The sequence below is a fragment of the Streptomyces sp. P9-2 genome (assembly GCF_051903975.1).
GTDB lineage: Bacteria > Actinomycetota > Actinomycetes > Streptomycetales > Streptomycetaceae > Streptomyces > Streptomyces cellulosae.
Window position 1 is genome coordinate 3761969 of the sequence record NZ_CP192633.1, and the last position, 23361, is coordinate 3785329.

The 23361-nt window shown below is 70.5% G+C and carries 20 protein-coding genes and 1 pseudogene; 17 read left to right on the forward strand and 4 right to left on the reverse strand.

What is annotated here, in order from left to right; translation table 11 throughout:
* The first annotated feature begins 305 nt into the window (after positions 1-305).
* Both ACQY0Z_RS17215 and ACQY0Z_RS17220 read left to right on the forward strand, forming a co-directional pair.
* Entirely contained in the window at positions 306-1913 is a 1608-nt protein-coding gene (locus ACQY0Z_RS17215) for an ABC transporter substrate-binding protein (protein ID WP_439812496.1), read from the forward strand.
* A gap of 63 nt (positions 1914-1976) precedes the next feature.
* The gene (locus ACQY0Z_RS17220) at positions 1977-3563 is read left to right on the forward strand and encodes an ABC transporter substrate-binding protein (RefSeq protein ID WP_439812497.1); all 1587 of its coding nucleotides are present in this window, start codon (positions 1977-1979) and stop codon (positions 3561-3563) included.
* Between the two features lie 84 nt (positions 3564-3647).
* On the opposite strand, the gene ACQY0Z_RS17225 is transcribed toward ACQY0Z_RS17220, so the two are convergent.
* Both ACQY0Z_RS17225 and ACQY0Z_RS17230 read right to left on the reverse strand, forming a co-directional pair.
* Positions 3648-4319 (reverse strand): response regulator, encoded by a 672-nt coding sequence (locus tag ACQY0Z_RS17225; RefSeq protein ID WP_006132284.1) that lies wholly within the window; start codon positions 4317-4319, stop codon positions 3648-3650.
* Between the two features lie 14 nt (positions 4320-4333).
* Positions 4334-5305 (reverse strand): RecB family exonuclease, encoded by a 972-nt coding sequence (locus ACQY0Z_RS17230; protein ID WP_189902624.1) that lies wholly within the window; start codon positions 5303-5305, stop codon positions 4334-4336.
* Positions 5306-5551: 246 nt separating this feature from the next.
* Between ACQY0Z_RS17230 and ACQY0Z_RS17235 the strand changes: the two genes are divergently transcribed.
* The 3 genes from ACQY0Z_RS17235 (at position 5552) to ACQY0Z_RS17245 (ending at position 8845) form a co-directional block, all read left to right on the forward strand.
* Positions 5552-7084, forward strand: a complete 1533-nt coding sequence (locus ACQY0Z_RS17235; RefSeq protein WP_189902625.1) for a site-2 protease family protein — start codon at positions 5552-5554, stop codon at positions 7082-7084.
* Between the two features lie 62 nt (positions 7085-7146).
* Positions 7147-8049 (forward strand): tRNA (adenine-N1)-methyltransferase, encoded by a 903-nt coding sequence (locus ACQY0Z_RS17240; RefSeq protein ID WP_019522703.1) that lies wholly within the window; start codon positions 7147-7149, stop codon positions 8047-8049.
* A gap of 220 nt (positions 8050-8269) precedes the next feature.
* Positions 8270-8845, forward strand: a complete 576-nt coding sequence (locus tag ACQY0Z_RS17245) for a hypothetical protein (protein WP_254586276.1) — start codon at positions 8270-8272, stop codon at positions 8843-8845.
* Between the two features lie 90 nt (positions 8846-8935).
* On the opposite strand, the gene ACQY0Z_RS17250 is transcribed toward ACQY0Z_RS17245, so the two are convergent.
* A complete protein-coding gene (locus tag ACQY0Z_RS17250; protein WP_136237672.1) occupies positions 8936-9235 on the reverse strand; it encodes a ferredoxin in 300 nt (99 codons plus the stop codon).
* A 251-nt stretch (positions 9236-9486) separates the two neighbouring features.
* On the opposite strand from ACQY0Z_RS17250, the gene arc reads away from it, so the two are divergent.
* From arc to prcA, 6 genes and pseudogenes are all read left to right on the forward strand, one after another.
* Positions 9487-11253, forward strand: coding sequence for a proteasome ATPase (arc, locus tag ACQY0Z_RS17255; protein WP_439812498.1), 1767 nt, complete (start codon positions 9487-9489; stop codon positions 11251-11253).
* A gap of 232 nt (positions 11254-11485) precedes the next feature.
* Entirely contained in the window at positions 11486-12997 is a 1512-nt protein-coding gene (gene dop / locus ACQY0Z_RS17260; protein WP_337662769.1) for a depupylase/deamidase Dop, read from the forward strand.
* A gap of 198 nt (positions 12998-13195) precedes the next feature.
* Positions 13196-13414, forward strand: coding sequence for a ubiquitin-like protein Pup (locus ACQY0Z_RS17265; protein WP_086699042.1), 219 nt, complete (start codon positions 13196-13198; stop codon positions 13412-13414).
* 140 nt (positions 13415-13554) lie between these two features.
* Positions 13555-13773 (forward strand): annotated as a pseudogene (locus ACQY0Z_RS17270) (endonuclease domain-containing protein); the annotation flags it as partial.
* Positions 13725-14570 (forward strand): proteasome subunit beta, encoded by an 846-nt coding sequence (gene prcB, locus ACQY0Z_RS17275; protein WP_093765793.1) that lies wholly within the window; start codon positions 13725-13727, stop codon positions 14568-14570. The pseudogene ACQY0Z_RS17270 and the gene prcB, both read left to right, overlap by 49 nt.
* A gap of 77 nt (positions 14571-14647) precedes the next feature.
* Complete coding sequence (gene prcA / locus ACQY0Z_RS17280; RefSeq protein ID WP_254586278.1) at positions 14648-15397, forward strand: proteasome subunit alpha; 750 nt, start codon at positions 14648-14650, stop codon at positions 15395-15397.
* Positions 15398-15925: 528 nt separating this feature from the next.
* Here prcA and ACQY0Z_RS17285 read toward each other — a convergent pair.
* Positions 15926-16927 (reverse strand): LacI family DNA-binding transcriptional regulator, encoded by a 1002-nt coding sequence (locus ACQY0Z_RS17285; protein WP_189902635.1) that lies wholly within the window; start codon positions 16925-16927, stop codon positions 15926-15928.
* 88 nt (positions 16928-17015) lie between these two features.
* Here ACQY0Z_RS17285 and ACQY0Z_RS17290 point away from each other — a divergent pair, with 88 nt between their 5' ends.
* From ACQY0Z_RS17290 to ACQY0Z_RS17315, 6 genes are all read left to right on the forward strand, one after another.
* The gene (locus ACQY0Z_RS17290) at positions 17016-18275 is read left to right on the forward strand and encodes an MFS transporter (protein WP_254587975.1); all 1260 of its coding nucleotides are present in this window, start codon (positions 17016-17018) and stop codon (positions 18273-18275) included.
* A gap of 9 nt (positions 18276-18284) precedes the next feature.
* Complete coding sequence (gene pafA / locus ACQY0Z_RS17295; RefSeq protein ID WP_006132297.1) at positions 18285-19646, forward strand: Pup--protein ligase; 1362 nt, start codon at positions 18285-18287, stop codon at positions 19644-19646.
* A gap of 158 nt (positions 19647-19804) precedes the next feature.
* Positions 19805-20806 carry an FKBP-type peptidyl-prolyl cis-trans isomerase gene (locus ACQY0Z_RS17300; RefSeq protein WP_439812499.1) on the forward strand — a complete coding sequence of 334 codons (1002 nt, stop codon included), beginning with the start codon at positions 19805-19807 and terminating at the stop codon, positions 20804-20806.
* Positions 20807-20869: 63 nt separating this feature from the next.
* Positions 20870-21241 (forward strand): FKBP-type peptidyl-prolyl cis-trans isomerase, encoded by a 372-nt coding sequence (locus ACQY0Z_RS17305; RefSeq protein ID WP_019521618.1) that lies wholly within the window; start codon positions 20870-20872, stop codon positions 21239-21241.
* Between the two features lie 123 nt (positions 21242-21364).
* Positions 21365-22318 carry a helix-turn-helix transcriptional regulator gene (locus ACQY0Z_RS17310; protein WP_189902642.1) on the forward strand — a complete coding sequence of 318 codons (954 nt, stop codon included), beginning with the start codon at positions 21365-21367 and terminating at the stop codon, positions 22316-22318.
* An 18-nt stretch (positions 22319-22336) separates the two neighbouring features.
* The gene (locus tag ACQY0Z_RS17315; RefSeq protein ID WP_254587976.1) at positions 22337-23332 is read left to right on the forward strand and encodes a helix-turn-helix transcriptional regulator; all 996 of its coding nucleotides are present in this window, start codon (positions 22337-22339) and stop codon (positions 23330-23332) included.
* Positions 23333-23361 lie beyond the last annotated feature (29 nt).

Below are 23361 nucleotides of genomic sequence, written 5' to 3' on the forward strand. Positions count from 1 at the left end.
TCACCACATTCACATGGGCCGACAACGATGTCCGGGTGTGCATCCCGCCCGATTGGGGAGATCACCGGCGCGCCCATGTGTCCTGATTGATGGGAAGCTGCACCAATCCTTCCGCGGTCATCCCTGTCGGTCCGTTCACACCTGGTGCCACTGCGTGATGAGGCCCCAACTCCGGGGGCCGCCAACCCTCCTGCGGACGCGGACTAATGTCGTCGCGAGAACCACACCCCTCCCCGCCCTCCGCCGTGCCGACCCCTGCACGCGCGGACGACGCGGAGACGACGACGTCCTGGAGAAACTCGAGCATGAACCGCAAGACTTTGGTGCTGGCGGCCGCGATGGGCCTGCTCGCGCCGGTGCTCGCCGCCTGTGGCGACACCGAGAGCGGCAGCGGCGACGGCGAGGCGATCGTCGTGGGCACCACGGACCGGTTCACCGCCTCCGAGGAGGAGGGGCTCGCCCCCCTCGACCCCGCCTGGGCCTACGACGTCGGTACCTGGAACATCCTGCGGCAGACCGTCCAGACCCTGATGGTCCAGCCCCGCGGCGAGGGCGAGCCCGTGCCCGAGGCGGCCGAGTCCTGCGGTTTCACCGACGCCGGCAACGAGCGCTACAGCTGCACCCTGCGCGACGGCCTCCAGTTCGCCGACGGCGACCCCATCACCGCGGCGGACGTGAAGTACTCCATCGACCGCGCCCTCTCCCTCAAGGGCGACAGCGGTGTCTTCGCCCTGCTGTCCACCATCGACACCATCGAGACGCAGGGCGACCGCGAGGTGATCTTCCACCTCAAGGCGGCCGACGCGACCTTCCCGTACAAGCTGTCCACCCCGGTCGCGGGCATCGTCAACAAGGACGTCTACGCCCAGGACAAGCTGCGCGAGGGCTTCGACGTCGACGGCTCCGGCCCGTACACGATGGAGAGCGAGGTCAAGGGCGGCGCCCTGGTGCGCGCCACCTTCACCAAGAACCCGTCGTACAAGGGCGCGCTCCAGGTCAACAACGACAAGGTCGAGCTGGTCGCCTACGAGAACGCCGACCTGATGGGCGAGGCCCTCGAGTCCGGCGACATCGACGTCATGACCCGCAGCATGTCGCCGGAGCAGATCCAGAAGCTGGCCAACGCCACCGACGGCGACGTCGATCTGGTGGAGAGCCCGGGTCTGGAGATCCGCTACCTGGCCTTCAACACCAAGGCCGAGTCGGTCGAGGACAAGGCCGTCCGCCAGGCGATGGCCCAGCTGATCAACCGTGACGAGCTCGTCGCCAAGGTGTACGGCAGCCAGGCCGAGCCGCTGTTCTCGCTGGTGCCCGCCGGCGTCACCGGCCACTCCAACGCCTTCTTCAACAAGTACGGCGACGCGAACGCGGCCAAGGCCCGCGAACTGCTCGAGGACGCCGACGTCGACACCCCGGTGAAGCTCACGCTGCACTACACGACCGACCACTACGGTCCGGCCACCAAGACCGAGTTCGAGCAGCTCAGCAAGCAGCTCAACGACAGTGGCCTGTTCCGGACGGACATCGAGGGCACCTCCTGGGACAAGTTCCGCAAGGCGGGCCAGGACGGCAAGTACGACGTCTACGGGATGGGCTGGTTCCCGGACTACCCGGACGCCGACAACTTCCTTTCGCCCTTCCTGGCCGAGGACAACTTCCTCAACTCGCCCTACGTCAACACCGAGGTCCGCAAGGACCTCATCCCCGAGTCGCGTCGCCAGGCCGACCGCCTCAACGCCTCGAAGAGCTTCACGGAGATCCAGGACATCGTCGCCGACGACGTCCCCGTGCTGCCGCTGTGGCAGGGCAAGCAGTACCTCGCCGCCCGTGACGACGTCACCGGCACCGCCTACGCGCTCAACTCCTCCTCCACGCTCCAGCTGTGGGAGCTCGGACGCGGCGTCAGCGGCTGACGAACCTGTACGCCGGGATCCGGTGGCTAGGTCCAAACCCACGGAAACGACAAGGCATCGCACGTGAACCTGCGCACCCAGTGGCCGGCACTGCCCCTCGTGGCCGTGCTGGCCTCCGGCCTGCTGACCGGCTGCGGCTCCGAGGACGGGGACGCGGAGTCGAACGACTCCAAGATCGTCGTCGGCATGTCCGACGACGTCCTGGCCACCGACCCCGCCTCCGGGTACGACCCCGGATCCTGGCTGCTGTTCAACAACGTCTTCCAGTCGCTGCTCGGCTTCCCCAAGGGGGGCACCGAGCCGCAGCCGGACGCCGCGCAGAGCTGCGAGTTCAGCGACAGCGCCACCCGGGTCTACACCTGCACGCTGCGGGACGGACTGAAGTTCAGCAACGGTGACGCGCTCACCTCGGAGGACGTGAAGTTCTCCTTCGACCGCATGCTGAAGATCGACGACCCCGACGGTCCAGCGGTCATGTTCCCGACCCTGGAGAAGGTGGAGACGCCGGACGAGAAGACGGTCGTCTTCCGGCTGAACACCGCCGACGCCACCTTCCCGAGCAAGATCGCCTCCGGCGCCGGCGCCATCGTCAACCACCGCGAATACGACGCGAACGCCCTGCGCGAGGACGGCAAGGCGGTCGGCTCCGGCCCGTACAAGCTGGACTCCTTCGACGACGGCAAGGCCGTCTTCTCCGTGAACGAGCACTACAGCGGCTCGGCCGAACCGCAGAACTCCGGCGTGACGCTGCAGTTCTTCCACGGCGACCAGGACGGTCTGAAGAAGGCCCTGGAGAAGGGCGAGGTCGACATCGCCTACCGCGGTCTCACCGCCCAGGCCATCAGCGACATCGAGAAGGCCGACACCGGCGACGGCGGCATCGAGGTCGTCGAGGGCAGCAGCGCCGAGGTGCAGCACCTGGTCTTCAACATGGACGACCCGGTCGCCGGCCGGCTCGGCGTCCGCAAGGCCATGGCCTACCTGATCGACCGCGACGCCCTGATGCACGAGGTGTACGAGGGTACGGCCACCCCGCTGTACTCGATCATCCCGGCCGGTGTCGCCGGCCACAACACGGCCTTCTTCGACACCTACGGCGCCCGCCCCTCCAAGGCCAAGGCCAAGGCGGCGCTGGAGGAGGAGGGCATCACCGAGAAGGTGGAGCTGACCCTCTGGTCCACCCCGGCCCGTTACGGCCCGGCCACCGACCAGGAGCTCGAGGCGATCGCCGAGCAGCTCAACGCCAGCGGCCTGTTCGACGCCGACGTGAAGTCGGTCGAGTTCGCCCAGTACGAGAAGGACGTCGCCGCCGGCAAGTACGGCGTCTACGTGAAGGGCTGGGTGCCGGACTACCCGGACGCCGACAACTTCACCGCCCCGTTCTTCGGCGAGGGCAACGTCCTCTCCAACAACTACAAGGCCGGCGAGATCACCAAGACGCTGCTGCCGCGCACCGCCGCCGAGAGCGACCGCGGCGCCACCGACAAGGAGTTCGGGGCGATCCAGGACAAGGTCGCCGAGGACGTCCCGGTGCTGCCGATCTGGCAGGGCAAGCAGTACGCGGTCGTCCAGGACGGCGTCTACGGGCTGGAGTACTGCCTCGACGCGTCCACCGTGTTCCGCTTCTGGGAGCTGAGCAAGAGCAGCTGACCCGCCGCACACATGAGCGTGGGGGCGCCCTCCCGGCCGGGAGGGCGCCCCCACGCTCATGTCCTGCGGGGAACGACGTGCGCGCTATTGGGCGCCGGGGCGCACCAGCCCGCTCTCGTACGCGTACACGGCGGCCTGCACACGGTCGCGCAGGCCCAGCTTGGTCAGCACATGGCCGACGTGCGTCTTCACGGTGGTCTCGCTGACGAACAGGTCGGCGGCGATCTCCGCGTTGGACAGCCCGCGCGCCACCAGCTTCAGCACCTCGACCTCGCGGTCGGTCAGCGTGTGCAGCGTGTCCGGCACCGGCTCCTCGCCGGACGGCAGATGCGTGGCGTACTTGTCCAGCAGCCGGCGCGTGATGCTCGGCGCGAGCATCGCCTCACCCGCGGCCACCACCCGGATCGCCTGCACCAGCTCGTTGGCCGGGGCGTCCTTCAGCAGGAAGCCGCTGGCCCCCGCCTTCAGCGCCTCCACCACGTACTCGTCGAGGTCGAACGTCGTCAGCACCAGCACCTTCGCCGGGCCGTCGCGCTCCGGGCCGGTGATCTGGCGCGTGGCCTCCACCCCGTCCATCCGCGGCATGCGGATGTCCATGAGCACCACGTCGGGCTGCAGCGCCCGCACCTGGTCCAGGGCCTGGAGTCCGTCCCCGGCCTCACCGACGACCGCGAGGTCCTGTTCGGCCTCCAGGATCATCCGGAATCCGGTGCGCAGCAGCGGCTGGTCGTCGACCAGTAGGACGCGGATGGCCACGTAAGTCTCCTTCGCTAGTCCGGCCCCATTCTGCCCTGCTCGGCAACGCCGGACTCAGGCGCCCTCAAGGGCAGGGGATAGGGCGGGGGAGTGCCGCCGAACTCCGGGCAGTGCGCCTGGTGGTCGCACCAGCCGCACAGCTTCGTCGGACGCGGCCGCCAGTCGCCCGTCTCGGTCGCCCGCCGGATCGCCTCCCACAGCGCGAGCAGCTTGCGCTCCACCCGCTCCAGATCCGCGAGCACCGGGTCGTACGTCAGCACGTCGCCGCTGCCCAGGTACACCAGCTGGAGGCGGCGCGGGATCACGTTCTTCAGACGCCACACCACCAGGGCGTAGAACTTCATCTGGAACAGCGCGCCCTCCGCGTACTCAGGGCGGGGCGCCTTGCCCGTCTTGTAGTCGACGATCCGCACCTCGCCCGTGGGCGCCACGTCCACCCGGTCGATGATGCCGCGCAGCCGCAGCCCGGAGTCCAGCTCCGCCTCCACGAACAGCTCCCGCTCGGCGGGCTCCAGCCGGCTCGGGTCCTCCAGCGTGAACCACCGCTCGACCAGCGCCTCCGCCTCCGTCAGCCAGCGCGCGAGACGCTCGCCCTCCGGGTCGTCCGCGAACAGCTCCGCGACCTCCGGCCTGCTCTCGCGCAGCCGGTCCCACTGGCCGGGGATCAGCGACTTCGCACGCGGCGCCGTGCGGTCGCCGGCCGGGGCGTCGAACAGCCGCTCCAGCACCGCGTGCACCAGAGTGCCCCGGGTCGCCGCCTCGCTCGGCTTCTCCGGCAGCCGGTCGATCACCCGGAACCGGTACAGCAGCGGGCACTGCATGAAGTCGCTCGCACGCGACGGCGACAGCGAGGCGGGCGGCACGGCGGGGGGAGGACCGGCGGGCGGATCGGCCGGGGGGCCGGTGACCACGACCGTGTCCGCTGCCTCGCCGGGCCCGGCCGGGCCGATGTCGGGCCGCGTCGCGCCCTCGGTGCTCGTCTCCATGACCACAGACCTTACGGCCCGCCGCCGACATCGCGGTGACCCTGTGGACAACCCCCGGGGCGCGAGGGCGGGAAGGGCGCGCGGGGGGAGGGTGGGGAGGACGCGCGGGGGGAGGGTGGGGAGGAAGGGGAACGAGGGGGTACAGACAGGGGTGCGGGGCGGAAGGGGCGGCGGACGCCGCATACCATCGACCCAGGACCCTCCCGTCCGGCAGGCGCGGGAGACGCAGCGAACGAGGGGACACCGGTGGACGGAAGCGGCGGGCGCGGACAGCCGCGGCCCGGCAACGACGAGTCGGCCGAGCACACCGGGCCCGAGGCCCAGGCCCCCGGCGGCACCGGCGACGCTCCCACGACCCCCTCCGCCCCGACGCCCGCCGACACGCAGGACGCCCGGCCCGAGGGGCCCGAGGGCGGGACACCGCAGGACACGGGTGCCGGCCCGGACCACGGCACCGCCCCCGACGGCCAGGCCCCCGCGCCCGGCCAGGACCGGCACCGCACCCCGGCGCACACCGAACCCCCCGCCCGCCCCTCCCACACTCCCCCCGGGCATCCTGACCACCCCGACCATCCGTTCGCCCACTCCGGCGACGGCAAGGGACAGGCCCCGCAGCGCCCCGAGGAGCGCAAGCGCGGCGGGCTGCTGATGGGCCGCCCCTTCGGCGTCCCCGTGTACGTCGCGCCCAGCTGGTTCCTCGTCGCCATCCTCATCACCTGGGTGTTCGGCGGCCAGATCGACCGCGTCCTGCCCGAGCTGGGCGCGGCCAGCTACCTGGTCTCCCTGTTCTTCGCGGTCGCCTTCTACGCCTCCGTGCTGGTGCACGAGCTCGCCCACACCCTCGCCGCCCTCCGCTTCAAGCTCCCGGTGCGCCGCATCCAGCTCCAGTTCTTCGGCGGCGTCTCCGAGATCGAGAAGGAGGCCGAGACACCCGGCAGAGAGTTCGTGCTGGCGTTCGTCGGCCCGCTGCTCTCCCTGGTGCTCGCCGGGCTGTTCTACCTCGGCCTGCTCGCCGTCGACCCCGCCAGCGTGCCCGGCGTGCTGCTCGCCGGACTGATGGTGTCCAACCTCATCGTGGCCGCCTTCAACCTGCTGCCCGGCCTGCCGCTGGACGGCGGCCGGATGCTCCGCGCGGTCGTCTGGGCGATCACCGGCCGGCCCATGACCGGCACCGTCGCCGCCGCCTGGGTGGGCCGCGCCCTCGCCGTCTGCGTGCTGATCGGGCTGCCGCTGCTCACCCAGTCCGGGGCGCTCGGCTCCGACGCCGTGGACAACGTCGGCATGGACACCGTCCTCGACGCGCTGCTCGCCGCCATCCTCGCCGCGATCATCTGGACCGGCGCCGGCAACAGCCTGCGCATGGCACGCCTGCGCGAACACCTGCCCGAGCTGCGCGCCCGCACCCTCACCCGCCGCGCGGTCCCCGTGGAGAGCGACACCCCGCTCTCCGAGGCGCTGCGCCGGGCCAACGCGGCCGGCGCCCGCGCGCTGGTCGTCGTCGACGCCGAAGGCGTGCCGGTCTCCCTGGTCCGCGAGGCCGCGATCGTCGGCGTCCCTGAGCACCGGCGCCCCTGGGTGCCGGTCGGCACCCTCGCCCAGGACATCACCGAGGGCATGCGCGTCTCCGCGGAGCTGGCCGGGGAGGAGCTGCTGGACGCGCTGCGCGCGACGCCCGCCACCGAGTACCTGGTGGTCGAGGAGACCGGCGAGATCTACGGCGTGCTGTCCGCCGCCGACGTGGAGCGGGCCTTCGTCAAGGCCATGGCGCGCCCCTCCTGACCCGCCCGCCCCCGCCGCCGGCCGTGGTCGGCCGGCCCTCCCGGGACCGGTAGGCTGGTCACATGTCCGAACCGACCGGTGCCGCCCGCAGGCGCGGGCCCTTCAAGGTCGGGGACCAGGTACAGCTGACCGACCCCAAGGGCCGCCACTACACGTTCACGCTCGAGGCCGGGAAGAACTTCCACACCCACAAGGGTTCCTTCCCCCACGACGAACTGATCGGCGCTCCCGAGGGCAGCGTTGTCCGCACCACCGGGAACGTCGCCTATCTCGCGCTGCGCCCCCTGCTCCCCGACTACGTCCTGTCCATGCCCCGCGGGGCAGCCGTCGTCTACCCGAAGGACGCGGGGCAGATCCTCGCCTTCGCCGACATCTTCCCCGGCGCGCGCGTCGTCGAGGCGGGCGTGGGCTCCGGCTCGCTCAGCAGCTTCCTGCTGCGCGCCATCGGCGACCAGGGCATGCTGCACTCCTACGAGCGCCGCGAGGACTTCGCCGACATCGCCCGGCAGAACGTCGAGCGCTACTTCGGCGGCCCGCACCCCGCCTGGCAGCTCACCGTGGGCGACCTCCAGGACAACCTGTCCGACACGGACGTCGACCGCGTCATCCTCGACATGCTCGCCCCCTGGGAGTGCCTGGAGGCCGTCTCCAAGGCGCTCGTCCCCGGCGGCATCCTCTGCTGCTACGTGGCCACCACCACCCAGCTCGCCCGGACCGTCGAGTCCATCCGGGAGATCGGCTGCTTCAACGAGCCGACCGCCTGGGAGACGATGATCCGCAACTGGCACATCGAGGGCCTGGCCGTCCGCCCCGACCACCGGATGATCGGCCACACCGGCTTCCTCCTCACCGCCCGCCGGCTCGCCGACGGCGTCGAGCCGCCCATGCGCCGGCGCCGCCCGGCCAAGGGCGCCTACGGCGAGGACTACTCCGGCCCCAACGCCGACGGAGGCACCGGCCGCTGACGCGGTCCGCACCCCCTCAACGCAACGGCGCCGTGGCGCGGTTCCGGTACGACACCAGGAACTGCGCCACGGCGCCGACGCATTGACGCCTGGGCCCGCACCGGACCCCCACGGCACCTTCGCGGGACGACTGCGGACCCCGCCGTTCCCTCCGTCCTGTGACGTGTGGCACGATGCTGGCCACCCCCCACCGGCACAGCCCTCACAGGAGACACTCCTCGTGCAGTCTTCCGCCGTACCGGAGCTCGCCCACACGCACGCCCGGCCCATCCACTGGGTCGCCACCGCCACGGCCGTCGCCGGTGTCGTGGCGCTCTCCTCCGTCCTGCAGCCCGACCACGCGACCGCCGCCGCGCCGGGCGCCCCGCACACCAAGAACGCGCCGGCGCAGGCGCTGCCGCCGGACCCGGCCGACGTGGAGTTCCCGCTCGACTGCGGCCCCGTGAAGCTGGTGGTGAAGAAGCGGGCGTCCGGCGACCTCGACGGCGACGGCCGCCCCGAGACGGTCGCCGCGGTCCACTGCGACGCCCCGATGGGCACCCCGCCCGACGGCGTCTACGTGGTCACGCGGGCCGCCGGCGCCGAGCCGCGCGTGGTGGCCACGCTCGTCGACCCCAAGGACCGCACCAACGTCGAGGACTTCGCCGTACGCGACGGGGACGTCGTCGCCACGCTGCTCGGCTACTCGTCCACCGACGTGCCCCGTTGCTGTCCCGACGTGCGCGAGACCGTGAAGTGGCGCTGGGAGAACGGCGCGTTCGTCCGCTCCGCGCCCTCCGACGCGCGGAGCGTGTGACCCGCACGCGGGCGCGCGCCGGCCACACGCTCCCGGGCGTGTGAGGGAATCGGACGGACGAACCGGGTGTGACCCGCCGTGCGGCGGCGGTCACCCCGCGTCGGGCCCGTACACCTCCACGCTGTCCGAGACGCGCCGTACGTGGATGCACTCGCCGGGACACTCCTTCGCGGAGTCGACGACGTCCGTGAGGAGCGTCAGCGGGACGGGCGTTGCCGCGCCCTTGTCCTGGAGCAGCTCGTCCTGCTCGTTCTTCACGTACGCGAGACCGTCGATGTCCAGCTCGAACACCTCGGGCGCGTACTGGGCGCAGATGCCGTCGCCGGTACACAGATCCTGGTCGATCCAGACCTCCAGGGCCTCGGCGCCGGTTGCGGCCTCCTGCTGCACGATCGTCTCTCCTGCCGTCGGGTTCGCCGAGCTGTGCGGGAATCAGGCCAGCTCTGACGGGTGTTGAACACGTCGACCCTAACGCCGACTGGGTTCCGATCATTCTCGTTGGGTATTCCCCTGGCGTGAGGGAGAGCGCAAGGGTGAAGATCGGACACACCCCGACCGTCTTTGTGATCTAGGGGTTTCAATCGACACCCGCCCAGGTAGGGTCTGGAAGCGTCCAGCTCCCCTTGGAGGAGGTGAGGACCGTGGCAGCCCACGACGACGACATGAACCGCGGCATCCGCCCGGGACGCGGGTCCGACGACCCGGCCGGGCAGATCGCCTACCTTGAGCAGGAGATCGCCGTCCTGCGACGCAAGCTCGCCGACTCTCCGCGGCACACGAGAATTCTCGAAGAGCGGATCGTCGAGCTGCAGACCAATCTGGCCGGCGTGTCCGCCCAGAACGAACGGCTGGCGAGCACCCTCCGTGAGGCCCGCGACCAGATCGTGGCCCTCAAGGAGGAGGTCGACCGGCTCGCCCAGCCCCCGGCCGGCTTCGGCGTCTTCCTCGCGGCGAACGAGGACGGCACGGCCGACATCTTCACCGGCGGCCGCAAGCTGCGGGTGAACGTCAGCCCGAACGTCGAGCTGGAGGAGCTCCGGCGCGGCCAGGAAGTGATGCTCAACGAAGCGCTCAACGTGGTCGAGGCCATGAAGTTCGAGCGAGTGGGCGAGATCGTCACCCTCAAGGAGATCCTGGAGGACGGCGAGCGGGCCCTGGTCCTGGGCCACACCGACGAGGAACGGGTGGTGCGGCTCGCCGAGCCGCTGCTGGACGTCACCATCCGCGCCGGCGACGCCCTGCTCCTGGAGCCCCGCTCCGGGTACGTCTACGAGGTCGTGCCCAAGAGCGAGGTCGAGGAGCTCGTCCTCGAGGAAGTCCCCGACATCGGCTACGAGCAGATCGGCGGCCTCGGCAACCAGATCGAGGCCATCCGCGACGCGGTCGAGCTGCCGTACCTCTACCCCGACCTGTTCAAGGAGCACGAGCTGCGGCCGCCGAAGGGCGTCCTGCTCTACGGGCCTCCCGGCTGCGGAAAGACGCTCATCGCCAAGGCCGTGGCGAACTCGCTGGCCAAGAAGGTCGCCGAGGTCACCGGTGTCGCCGCCGGCAAGAGCTTCTTCCTCAACATCAAGGGCCCCGAGCTGCTGAACAAGTACGTCGGTGAGACCGAGCGGCAGATCCGCCTGGTCTTCCAGCGGGCCCGGGAGAAGGCCAGCGAGGGCACCCCCGTCATCGTCTTCTTCGACGAGATGGAGTCCCTCTTCCGCACCCGAGGCTCCGGTGTCAGCTCGGACGTGGAGAACACCATCGTCCCGCAGCTGCTCGCCGAGATCGACGGTGTCGAGGGCCTGCAGAACGTGGTCGTGATCGGCGCCTCCAACCGTGAGGACATGATCGACCCGGCTATCCTGCGTCCCGGCCGGCTGGACGTGAAGATCAAGATCGAGCGTCCGGACGCCGAGGCGGCCAAGGACATCTTCGGCAAGTACCTCACCGAGCGCCTCCCGCTGCACGCCGACGACCTCGCCGAGCACGGCGGCGACAAGGCCATGACGGTCCAGAGCATGATCCAGACCGCCGTGGAACAGATGTACGCCGAATCCGAGGAGAACCGCTTCCTGGAAGTCACCTACGCCAACGGCGACAAGGAAATCCTGTACTTCAAGGACTTCAATTCCGGCGCCATGATCGAGAACATCGTGGGCCGCGCCAAGAAGATGGCGATCAAGGACTTCCTGGAGAAGAACCAGAAGGGTCTGCGCGTCTCCCACCTCCTCCAGGCCTGCGTGGACGAGTTCAAGGAGAACGAGGACCTGCCCAACACCACCAACCCGGACGACTGGGCCCGGATCTCCGGAAAGAAGGGCGAGCGGATTGTTTACATCCGCACCCTCATCACCGGAAAGCAGGGCGCGGACACCGGACGCTCCATCGACACGGTGGCGAACACCGGTCAGTACCTGTAAAAGCGAGGGCGGCTGCGGGTGCCCACCACGGGTACCCGCAGCCGACTGCTTTTCGGTGCCACGGCTGGAGCACAGCAATGACGCAAATGATCTCCCCACCAGCGCAAAGGCGTTCTAGGCTCTTCCGTACCGCCGAGTCGCGCAGTGCGGGGACGGGCACCGCACACGCACCGGAGCGCCAGCGGTACTGCGGCGCCCCCGACCGGGGACGCCGCCGGGCAAGGAGGGCCGCATGACCGTACGGCGAGTAATGGGCATCGAGACGGAGTACGGAATCTCCGTCCCCGGCCACCCCAACGCCAATGCCATGCTCACCTCGTCCCAGATCGTGAACGCCTACGCGGCGGCGATGCACCGGGCCCGACGGGCCCGCTGGGACTTCGAGGAGGAGAATCCGCTGCGGGACGCGCGAGGCTTCGACCTCGCCCGCGAGGCCGCTGACGCCAGCCAGCTCACCGATGAGGACATCGGCCTGGCCAACGTCATCCTGACCAACGGCGCGCGGCTCTACGTCGACCACGCCCATCCGGAGTACAGCGCCCCCGAGGTCACCAACCCGCGGGACGCCGTGCTGTGGGACAAGGCCGGCGAGCGGATCATGGCGGAGGCGGCGGAGCGGGCCGCGGCGCTTCCCGGCGCCCAGCCGATCCACCTGTACAAGAACAACACCGACAACAAGGGCGCGTCCTACGGTACGCACGAGAACTACCTGATGAAGCGGGAGACCCCCTTCTCGGACATCGTGCGCCATCTGACGCCGTTCTTCGTCTCCCGGCAGGTCTTCACCGGCGCCGGCCGCGTCGGCATCGGCCAGGACGGCCACGAGCACGGCTTCCAGATCAGCCAGCGCGCGGACTACTTCGAGGTCGAGGTCGGCCTCGAGACCACGCTGAAGCGCCCCATCATCAACACGCGCGACGAGCCGCACGCGGACGCCGAGAAGTACCGGCGGCTGCATGTGATCATCGGCGACGCGAACCTTTCCGAGATCTCGACCTATCTCAAGCTCGGCACGACCGCGCTGGTGCTGTCCATGATCGAGGACGGGTTCATCGCCGTGGACCTGGCCGTCGACCAGCCGGTGCGCACCCTGCACCAGGTGTCGCACGACCCCTCCCTGAAGCACCTCGTCACGCTCCGCAGCGGCCGCACGCTCACCGCGGTGCAGCTCCAGATGGAGTACTACGAGCTCGGCCGCAAGTACGTCGAGGAGCGCTTCGGGGACGACGCCGACGAGCAGACCAAGGACGTCCTCGCCCGCTGGGAGGACACCCTCACGCGGCTCGAGAACGACCCGATGAGCCTCGCCGGCGAGCTGGACTGGGTCGCCAAGCGGGAGCTCATGGAGGGCTACCGGCGCCGCGACGGCCTCGACTGGGACGCGGCCCGGCTGCACCTGGTCGACCTGCAGTACGCCGACGTGCGCCCCGAGAAGGGCCTCTACAACCGTCTGGTGGCCCGCGGACGGATGAAGCGGCTGCTCGACGAGGCCGAGGTCGAGCGCGCCCGTACGCAGCCTCCGGAGGACACCCGCGCCTACTTCCGCGGGCGCTGTCTGGAGCAGTACGCGGACGACGTCGCGGCGGCCTCCTGGGACTCGGTGATCTTCGATCTGCCGGGCCGGGACTCGCTCCAGCGGGTCCCAACCCTGGAACCGCTTCGCGGAACGCGTAATCACGTCAAGGCGCTCCTGGACCGCTGCCGGACGGCGGAAGACCTGGTCAGGGTGCTTTCCGGCGGGTGAGCGGGTGATCCGCGCCGTCCCGGGTACCTGCGGGTGGCCGGGACGGACCGGCCGGACGGGGTGGAAATCCGCCCGTCCGGGAATCATCGAGGTGGTCCCCGTACGCTGGAGCAACTGCGGGGGCATTGTCGGACCCGGCGAGTAGGGTCTGATCTTGACCGAGCAACTGTGTCGGGCGAACCGAGCGGGGTGAGGGTGATGGCGACCAAGGACACCGGCGGCGGACAGCAGAAGGCCACGCGGTCCACCGAGGAGGTCGAGGAGCAGGCGGCGGAGGCGCAGGCTTCGGAGGACCTCAAGGAGCGTCACGAGAAGCTCAACGACGACGTGGACGACGTCCTGGACGAGATCGACGACGTGCTCGAGGCCAATGCCGAGGACTTCGTTCGGTCCTTCGTGCAGAAGGGCGGCGAGTAGCCTCACCGGCTTCGCCGGTTCGGCAGTCACCGCGGAAGCGGTGGTGCGAGGTGGACGCTGTCCGTGGTCGGTCCTGTGGCCGGTCGCGGGCGGCGTTCGCTCGCCTCTGAGGCGTGTCGCGGGCGTGTCGCGGGCGTGCGGGGGGAGTGCGGCCGGCTCTTCCAGAAGCTGTTGTCGGAAATGTGGATCATTGCTGTGGGGCGGGTAGGGTCCGTGGCGTAATGTGCTTCAACTGCAATTCGGCCATCGGCAAGTTGGGAGATGATCCCGACGCTGTTCGTCGGGCAGCTGCCTACCTGGAAGGAACTTCGTGGAAGCCAACACTTCTGGCACCGGGCGTCTGCCGGCTGCCTTCCTGACGCCGGGCTCCTCCTCCTTCATGGACTTCCTCTCCGAGCACCAGCCGGAGCTGCTGCCGGGCAGGAGGACGTTGCCGCCCGTGCAGGGCGTGATCGAGGCTCCGCACGGCACGACCATCGTGGCCGTCACCTTCCCCGGCGGTGTGGTCCTGGCCGGTGACCGGCGGGCCACCATGGGGAACGTGATCGCACAGCGGGACATCGAGAAGGTCTTCCCGGCCGACGAGTACTCGGCGGTCGGCATCGCCGGCACGGCGGGTCTCGCCGTGGAGATGGTCAAGCTGTTCCAGCTCGAGCTCGAGCACTTCGAGAAGGTCGAGGGCGCACAGCTGTCGCTGGAGGGCAAGGCCAACCGGCTCTCGACGATGATCCGCTCGAACCTGGGCATGGCCATGCAGGGCCTGGCCGTGGTGCCCCTCTTCGCCGGGTACGACGTGGACCGGGAGAAGGGCCGCATCTTCTCCTACGACGTCACCGGCGGACGCTCCGAGGAGCACGGGTTCGCCGCGACCGGGTCCGGTTCGATCTTCGCGCGCGGTGCGATGAAGAAGCTGTTCCGTGAGGATCTGAGTGAGGCCGAGGCCACCACGCTGGTGGTGCAGGCGCTGTACGACGCGGCAGACGACGACTCGGCGACCGGTGGTCCCGATGTCGCGCGCCGGATCTATCCGATCGTCACCGTGATCACCGAGGACGGCTATCGCCGGCTCTCCGAGGACGAGTCGTCCGACATCGCGCGGTCCGTGCTGGAGCGCAGGCTGGAGCAGCCGGACGGGCCGCGGGCCTCGTTGCTTTAGGGCAGGGCAGAGTTCAGGGGCTCGTGGTGGTCCTTCAGGGTGGTCCAGTGACTTCGACAGAAAGGGACGGGTAACCGGTGTCTACGCCGTTCTATGTCTCACCTCAGCAGGCGATGGCGGACCGGGCGGAGTACGCCCGCAAGGGAATCGCCCGAGGCCGCAGCCTGGTCGTGCTGCAGTACGCCGACGGGATCGTGTTCGTCGGTGAGAACCCGTCCCGTGCGCTGCACAAGTTCAGCGAGATCTACGACCGGATCGGGTTCGCCGCGGCCGGCAAGTACAACGAGTACGAGAACCTGCGGATCGGGGGCGTGCGATACGCCGATCTGCGGGGGTACACCTACGACCGCGGTGACGTCACCGCGCGCGGTCTGGCGAACGTGTACGCGCAGACGCTCGGCACGATCTTCTCCAGCGTGGGGGAGAAGCCGTACGAGGTGGAGCTGGTGGTGGCCGAGGTCGGGGAGACCCCGGAGCAGGACCAGATCTACCGGCTGCCGCACGACGGCTCGATCGTGGACGAGCACGGCTCGGTGGCGGTGGGGGGCAACGCGGAGCAGATCAGCGGGTACCTCGACCAGCGGCACCGGGACGGGATGACGCTGGCGGAGGCGCTGAGGCTGGCGGTCCAGGCGTTGTCGCGGGACACGAACGGGAGCGAGCGGGAGATTCCCGCGGAGCGGCTGGAAGTGGCGGTGCTGGACCGGACGCGGCCGCAGAAGAGGAAGTTCAAGCGGATCGAGGGTCGGCAGTTGGTTCGCCTGCTGGAAGCTGCGGGCGAGGCGGACGGCCAGAACGAGACGAAGTCGGGTGGGGACGTGGAGTAGCCGGCGCTGGGGGCGCCCGCTGCGAGGGGTCCTGCCCGGTGGGGCTGCGGTCGTGTGCCTGTGGCGGCAGCTGGGGCTTGCGGTCTGATGCCTGCGGCGCATCCACCTGTCCGATGGGGGTTGCCGTAGCGCCCAGGGTGAAGTGGTGGTGCGGGGCCGCGGTGGGGGTGGTCGTCCTCGGTCTGGCGCGAGAGTGCGTGTTGTGTGGTGAACGGGGCGGACGCGCCAGCCGCTGCGGGCGCCCACCCCCACCCCGTCCCCTCCCCGTCATGGGCGGCTGCTCCACCACCGGTGGCGCGCGCCCCCCGCCGTCTGGGGCCGGCTGTCGCAATCCGCGGGCATGCGTGCCGCTGGGGCGATGGGGGAACGTCCCGCTCGAGCGCAGCCGAGAGTGGGGGGAGGGTGCGCGCGGCGGCACCTCGCTGGCGCCGAGGTGCGCCGCCCCCCCCTGGCCAGCACCCACGTGGGTGACTGTCGTCCTCGCCAGTTGCGGGCATTCGTGCCCGGCCCGCCGACGCACCCCGCGGCTCACGGCACCCGGGTCGTAGAGCCCCGTACCTCCAGGTGGACCGGGATGTTCGTCCCGGAGGGGGGTTCCCCGTTCAGGACGGCCAGGAGCGCCTCCATGCCCCGTTCGCCGAACAGTTCCGCGTCCAGGCGGACAGTCGTCAGCTCAGGGTCGATCGCCGTGGCCAGGGCCAGGTCGTCCATCCCCGTGACCGAGAGGTCGGAGGGGACACGCAGGCCCAGGCGGCGCGCCGCCTTGTAGACGCCCGCCGCCAGCTGGTCGTCGTCGCAGACGACCGCCGTCACCCCCTCCCGGGTGGTGAGCGCGGCCTCCGCGGCCGCCTCCGCCCCCTTGATCGAGATCGGCGACCGAGCCGTACGCAAAGACGCGCCCGGCACCCGGCGGAGCCGCGCCTCCAGCTCGCGGGCGCGGACCTCGAAGGTCCAGGACGGGACATCCGCGGCGAGATGCAGGAAGTGGCGGTGGCCGAGTCCGAGAAGGTGTTCCGCCACTTGGCGGACCCCGTCCGCGATGTCAAGGTTCACCGTGGTCCCGGGCGCGGACGGGTCGCTGTCCAGCATGACGAGGGGGAGCTGGTCGCCCCGGATCGCCGTCAGAGCCTCGGCAGCCATGGAGGACGCGATCACGCCGTCCAGGGCCGCCTGCGCCGAGGCGAAGGGGTCCCGGGCGGGGCCGATGCCCTCCGGGGACGGGTACAGCACCACACCGAAGCCGTGCCGCGACGCCACCCGCGCCGCGCCCGTGTAGACGCCCGCGAAGAACTCCGTGGTGAGGGCCGGCACGACCAGCAGGACCGTACGCGTGCGGCCCAGCCGCAGATTGCGGGCCGCGAGGTTGGGGCGGTAGCCCAGGGCGCGCGCGGCCTCGCGGACGCGTTCCGCCGTGGTCTCGGAGACCCGGCCGCGCCACTTGTCGCCCAGCACCAGGGACACCGCGGCCTGGGAGACGCCTGCTTCCCGTGCGACGTCCCGGCTCGTGGGGCGGGTCCTGGCTCTGGGCACCGGCGCTCCTTCGTCTGGACTGGTGAACCGCGGTCATGGTACGTATGGAGGACTTAGTTATACGTAACACTTCGGTGAGAGGGTCGGGATGGCGACGGGATACCTGGACATTCTCCGGGCGCGGCACGCCACCCGGCTGCTCGTGGGCACGCTGGTCGGGCGCCTGCCCAACGCGACCGCGCCGATCGCGATCGTGCTGTTCGTGCGGGCGGAGGGCGGGTCGTACAGCCTCGCCGGTGTGCTCGCCGCGGTGTACGGCGTGTCCAACGCCGTGGGGCAGCCGGTGCTCGGGCGGCTCGTCGATCTGAAGGGGCAGCCTCGGGTGCAGTTGCCGGCGGCGCTGCTGTCGGCGCTGGCGATGGCCGTGTTCGCGTTCGTGGGGACCGGGTCGCTGGTCGTCGCGTACGGCGCGGTGGCTCTGGCGGGGCTGTTCACGCCGCCTCTGGAGGGCGGGCTGCGGGCGCTGTGGTCCTCGGTGCTGCCCAAGGAGGAGCACGTCCACCGGGCGTACGCCCTCGACGCCGTCGCCCAGGAGGTGATGTTCGCCGTCGGGCCGCTGCTCGTGACGGTGTGCGTCTCCCTGTGGTCGGGCCAGGCCGCGCTGCTCGTGCTGAACGTCATCGGGGTGCTGGGCGCCCTCTCCGTGGTCGTCTCGCCGCCCTCCCGGGCCTGGCGCTCCGCACCGCGTGAGGCGCACTGGCTCGGCGCGCTGCGCTCGCCGGGGCTCCTCGCGCTGCTCGGCGCCTTCCTGGCCATCGGCATGGCCCTGGGCTCCATCACGGTCGCCGCCGTGACGTACGCGGACGACAACGGCGGTGACGTCGTCTACGGCTGGATGATGGCCGGGATCGGGCTGGGCGCCCTGGTCGGCGGAATCGTGTACGGCGCGCGGCAGTGGGTCGGCCGGCCCGCGCGGCGGCTCCAGGCGATCGTGGCGCTGCTGGCCGTGTTCTACCTGCCGCTGATGCTGATGCCGGGCCCCGTGGCGATGACGCTGCTCATGGTGCTCGCGGGCGTGTTCCTGGCCCCGGCGATCGCGTGCGCCTTCGTCCTGGTGGACCGGCACGCGCCGCGCGGGACCGTCACCGAGGCGTTCTCCTGGCTGGTGACCACCTTCACCGTCGGCGCGTCGCTCGGCACCGGTGTGACCGGTCCCGTGGTCGAGGCAGGCGGAGCGCTCTGGGGATTCGCCGTACCGGGTGCGGCGGGCGGCGTGTCGCTGCTGGTTTTGATCGCCACCGGACGGGTATTGGCGGTTCCGGCCAGGACGGCTGTTGTCGCGGCCGGTTCGGAAAATGATCCGAACCGTGCCGTCGAACCCCGTTTCAGCTCGAAGGATCGGGCGTAATGTTCCCTCATGGACCGCCGCATTTTCGGGCTGGAGAACGAGTACGGCGTCACGTGCACGTTCAGGGGACAGCGCCGCCTGTCGCCTGACGAGGTGGCGCGGTACCTCTTCCGCCGTGTCGTGTCATGGGGCCGAAGCAGCAATGTCTTTCTGCGGAACGGCGCCCGCCTCTATCTCGACGTGGGGTCACATCCGGAATACGCAACGCCGGAATGTGACAACGTGACCGAACTGGTCACCCACGACAAGGCCGGCGAGCGCATTCTCGAAGGACTCCTGGTGGACGCCGAACGACGCCTGCACGAGGAGGGAATCGCGGGCGACGTCTACCTCTTCAAGAACAACACCGACTCGGCGGGCAACTCCTACGGGTGCCACGAGAACTATCTCGTCGCACGCCACGGGGAGTTCTCCCGGCTCGCGGACATCCTCATCCCGTTCCTGGTGACGAGGCAGCTGCTCTGCGGGGCCGGCAAGGTGCTGCAGACGCCGCGCGGCGCCGTCTACTGCGTCAGCCAGCGCGCCGAGCACATCTGGGAGGGCGTCTCCTCGGCGACGACCCGCTCCCGGCCGATCATCAACACCCGCGACGAGCCGCACGCCGACGCCGAGCGCTACCGCCGGCTGCACGTCATCGTCGGCGACTCGAACATGTCCGAGACGACCATGCTGCTCAAGGTCGGCGCCACCGACCTGGTGCTGCGCATGATCGAGGCGGGCACCGTCATGCGCGACCTCACCCTGGAGAACCCGATCCGGGCGATCCGCGAGGTCAGCCACGACATCACGGGCCGCCGCAAGGTGCGCCTGGCCAGCGGCCGGGAGGCGTCCGCGCTGGAGGTGCAGCGCGAGTACTACGAGAAGGCGCTGGACTTCTGCGAGCGCCGCGGCATCCGCACCGGCACCGTCGACCAGGTGCTGGAGCTGTGGGGCCGCACGCTGGACGCGATCGAGTCCGAGGATCTCGACCGCATCGGCACCGAGATCGACTGGGTCATGAAGTACAAGCTGCTCGAGCGCTACCGCGCCAAGCACAACATGACCATGTCGCACCCGCGGGTCGCGCAGATAGACCTCGCCTACCACGACATCCACCGTCGTCGTGGCCTGTACTACCTGCTCGAGAAGAAGGGACAAGCCGCCCGGATCTGCAACGACCTGAAGATCTTCGAGGGCAAGTCCGTGCCGCCGCAGACCACTCGGGCCCGGCTGCGCGGCGACTTCATCCGGCGCGCCCAGGAGCAGCGGCGGGACTTCACCGTCGACTGGGTGCACCTCAAGCTCAACGACCAGGCCCAGCGCACCGTGTTGTGCAAGGACCCGTTCCGCTCGGTGGACGAGCGGGTGGAGAAGCTGATCGCCGGCATGTGAGAGGACGCGTCACCCCGGGAGCCGATGTGTCTCCCGGGAGTTGACGAAACACCCGGAACGTCACACGGGTGCCGTACGTTACACCGTGCGGCGCCCTTCTCACGCCGTAGAGTTGCGCGGACGCCATCCACAAGATCGATGATTACGAGGCCCCCACCGTGCGCCGACGCTCACTTCTCATTGCCGTCCCCGCTGGACTGGCCACCCTCGCCGCGTGCGGCGACGACAAGTCCGATTCCGGCAAGGCCAGCGAGACGGCCGCGCCCTCCGAGTCCGAGGCGTCGGCGGCGCCGTCGCCGAAGATCGTCGAGGGTCCGCTGCCGGCGATCACGGCCGGGACCAAGTTCGGCGAGAAGCCCACCGTCGCGAAGGGCAGCGGCGACCCCTCCAAGGACCTCGCCGTCAAGACGGTCATCGCGGGCGGCGGGCGCACGATCGCGGAGAACGACTTCATCGTCGCCCACTACCTGGGCCAGGTCTGGAGCACCGCCAAGGTGTTCGACAACTCCTACGACCGCAAGGAGCCCCTGGCCATCCAGCTCGCCCAGGGCACGATCATCGACGGCTGGCGCTACGGGCTCGTGGGGAAGAAGACCGGCAGCCGCGTCCAGATGGCGATCCCGCCCACCTGGGGCTACGGCGACCAGGGCAACGCGCAGGCGGGCATCAAGGGCACCGACACACTGGTGTTCGTGGTCGACGTGCAGGACACGTTCAACGCCAAGAGCTCCGCCAAGGGCACCGACGTCGCCCAGGACAACATCGACCTGCCGAAGGTCGGCACCAACACCGACGGCAAGGCGCCCTCCATCGAGGTGCCCGACGCCCAGGCCCCGAAGAAGCTCGTGGCGAACTACGTCATCGAGGGCGACGGCGAGAAGGTCGGCGCCGAGGACAGCGTCCTGGTGCAGTACAAGGGCGTGCTGTGGGACGGCGGCAAGGAGTTCGACTCCACGTACGGCCGCGGGCAGCTCACGTCCTTCTCGCTCCAGCAGGTCGTCAAGGGCTGGGCGCAGGGCCTCACCGGCAAGAAGGTCGGCAGCCGCGTCCTCATCGTCATCCCGCCGGAGCTGGGCTACGGCGACAACCCGCCCCAGGGCAGCGGCATCCAGAAGGACTCCACGCTGGTCTTCTCCGTGGACATCCTCGCGAAGCTGTGACCCCGCCGGGATGCAAGACTGTGCGAGTTCGCCTTTCCGCAGACAAAGCAGGAGCATGAAGACGTGAGCATCGACAAGCCCGAGATCGACTTCCCGGGCGGCGAGCCCCCGGCGGACCTCGAGATCAAGGACATCTGGGAGGGCGACGGCGAGGTGGCGAAGGCGGGTCACACCGTGACCGTCCACTACGTGGGCGTCGCCTTCAGCACCGGCGAGGAGTTCGACGCCAGCTGGAACCGTGGGACCCCCTTCCGCTTCCCGCTGGGCGCGGGCCGGGTCATCAAGGGCTGGGACCAGGGCGTGCAGGGCATGAAGGTCGGCGGCCGCCGCCAGCTGACCATCCCGGCCCACCTCGCCTACGGCAACCAGAGCCCCACCCCGGCGATCCAGCCCGGTGAGACTCTGATCTTCGTGGTCGACCTGCTCGGCGTCTGAACCGACCGGAGTCGATCGCCGAGGGTCCGTGCCTGTCCGGGCACGGGCCCTCGGCTTTTACCACGCCACCCCGGGGCGGTACGGTCATCGGTCGTAAGCACCATAGGGAGGCGAAGCGCGTCGATGGCGATTGCCAAGGCCGAGCGGCTGATGAATCTGGCGCTGTGTCTGCTCGGGACGCGGCGGCCGCTCACCAAGCGCGAGCTGCGCGAGTCCATCGAGGCGTACCTCGAGGCGGGCTCTGACGACTCCTTCAACCGCATGTTCGAGCGCGACAAGGACGATCTGCGCGAACTCGGACTGGTCATCGAGACCGTCGAGAACCTCGAGGGCGAGACGGGCTACCTCGCCCGCCGCGACAGCAACCGGCTGCCCGCCATCACCCTGGACGCCGAGGAGGCCGCCGCCCTCGGTCTCGCCGCGAAGGTGTGGCAGCAGGCCCGGCTGGCCGGCGCGGCCTCCGGCGCCCTCCAGAAGCTGCGCGCCGCCGGACTACCCGAGGACGTCGACCCGTACGGCGCGCACAGCGCGCTGGAACCGCGCATCCCGGTGCACGAGGCCGCGTTCGAGCCGCTGATGCTCGCCTGCCGCGACCGCCGCCCGGTCGTCTTCGACTACCGCAAGGCCAACGCCGCCCAGCCCGAGCAGCGGCACGTCGAGCCGTGGGCGCTCGAGTGCTGGCGCGGCCACTGGTACCTGGCCGGCTGGGACCGCGACCGCGGCGCCGAGCGGGTCTTCCGGCTCTCCCGGATCACCGGCAAGGTGCGCTCGCGCGCCGGCCGGTTCACCGTGCCGGTGCCGGACGTCGTCACCGTGCGGGAGACCGTGGCGAGCTGGGCCGGGGAGACCGCCGACCGCTCGGCGCGCATCCGGCTGCGCTCCGACGCCGGTTTCCCGCTGCGGGCCAAGGCCACCTCGGTCCGGGAACTCGGGAACGGCTGGGACGAGTTGGAGATCCCGTACGGGCACGGACTGGACGCCTGGCTGGTGGAGTTCGGACCGGACGTGGTGGTGCTGGAGCCCGAGGAACTGCGGGCCGACGTGGTGGACCGGCTGCGTGCCGTGGCCAAGGGCTGAGGGGGAGCGGACGACAACGTGGCAGGCAAACCGGTCAGGCCCGTGAACGCCATCGACCAGACCCGGCGGATGCTGTCCCTGGTGACATATCTGCGCGAGCGCCCCGGAGCACGCATCGAGGACGTCGCGCGCGCCTTCGGCGTCACCGAGGACGAGCTGGTCTCCGACCTCGACGTGCTGCCCATGTGCGGCACCAGCTTCCGCGGCGGCGACCTGCTGGACATCGACACCGACGGTGAGCGCATCTGGTGGCACAACCCGGCCGCCCTGGGCGCCGACGCGGCCGAGCCGCTGCGCCTGGCCGCCGACGAGGCGACCGCGCTGCTCGTCGCCGCCCGCGCCGTGGCCACGCTGCCGGGGCTGCGCGAGAGCGACCGTCAGGCGCTGCTGCGGGCCACCGCCAAGGTGGAGACCGCGGCCGGCGAGGCGGCCGGCGCCAGCTCCCGGCTCTCGGTGACCTTCGAGTCCGAGGGCGGCGTCTTCGCGGACGTCGACCGGGCCATCGCCGAGCGCCGCCGGCTGTGGATCCGCTACTACTCGCCCGCCCGTGACGAGGTCACCGAGCGGGAGATCGACCCCATCCGCCTGGTGAGCGTCGGGCACACCTACGTCGAGGCGTGGTGCCGCCGCTCCGAGGCGCGCCGCACCTTCCGGCTGGACCGGGTCGCCGAGATCAGGATCCTCGACGAGCCGTCCGCGCCGCCCGAGGTGGAGCTGCGCGACCTGTCGGAGGGGCTGGTGCAGCCCTCCGCCGAGGACCCCGAGGTGGTCGTCGAGGTCGGCCCCGGCGGGCGCTGGGTCGCCGAGTACTACCCGCACGACAGCGCCGATGAGCTCCCCGACGGCGGACTCCGTATCACCCTGCGCACCCCCGACCCCGCGTCGCTGAAGCGGCTGGCGCTGCGGCTCGGCCGGGACGGGCGCATCGTGGAGCCGCAGGAGCTGGCCGAGAGCGCCCGCCGGGCGGCGCGTGAGGCGCTGGAGGCGTACGACGGGGCCGGGGCGGCGGGATGAGCGTGCAGGACGACAGTCAGGAGCGAGGG